The sequence below is a fragment of the Thalassotalea sp. G20_0 genome (genome assembly GCF_017744175.1).
Classification (GTDB): domain Bacteria; phylum Pseudomonadota; class Gammaproteobacteria; order Pseudomonadales; family Endozoicomonadaceae; genus Endozoicomonas.
Genome location: NZ_JAGHQV010000536.1, coordinates 1 through 519, shown reverse-complemented (window position 1 = coordinate 519; position 519 = coordinate 1). Strand labels below are relative to the sequence as shown.

The following is a 519-nucleotide window of genomic DNA, read 5'->3' as shown; positions in this document are numbered from 1 at the left end:
AATCCCTGTTCCCGCTGGAAATCACGTTTCGCAAACCGTCCGGTAAAGTGCTCAGCCAGGAGTTTGTCAAGGTTCGGGACTGGATAGCCCTGTTGCACAGCAATAGCAAAGCGGTAAAAGGCAGTGGTTATCGGCTGGATTATCGCAGCATCAACCATCAGCAGCTCGGTACCCAGCGCATCCCCCAGCGCATTGTGTTTGAACACCGGGAAGACTGGCTGGGTTTTATCGGCAAGATCAAAGCCTTTCGCCAGTTTGATGAACTGGCGGGCACAACCAGACGACAGCTACCAGAATTAATGCCCTGGCTGCAGGAAAAGCCGTTAAAAGCTCTGGAGCTGGTTGATAGCTGGCCACGGTTACTGAAGGTCTGCCGATATTTTCAGTTGAACCCGAAACCGGGGCGCTATATCCGCCAGTTGGATATTCAGGGAGTGGACAGCAAATTTATTGAAAATAACAAGGGTATTCTCTCGGAATTACTGAGCCTGGCCCTGGAACCGGAGGATTTTGATGGGA

1 protein-coding gene is annotated in these 519 nt (G+C 51.4%); it reads left to right on the top strand.

Annotated features, from left to right (window positions below; genetic code table 11):
• A partial coding sequence (locus J7438_RS27430) for a DUF3322 domain-containing protein (protein ID WP_209279167.1) occupies positions 1–519 on the top strand: 519 nt, incomplete at both ends.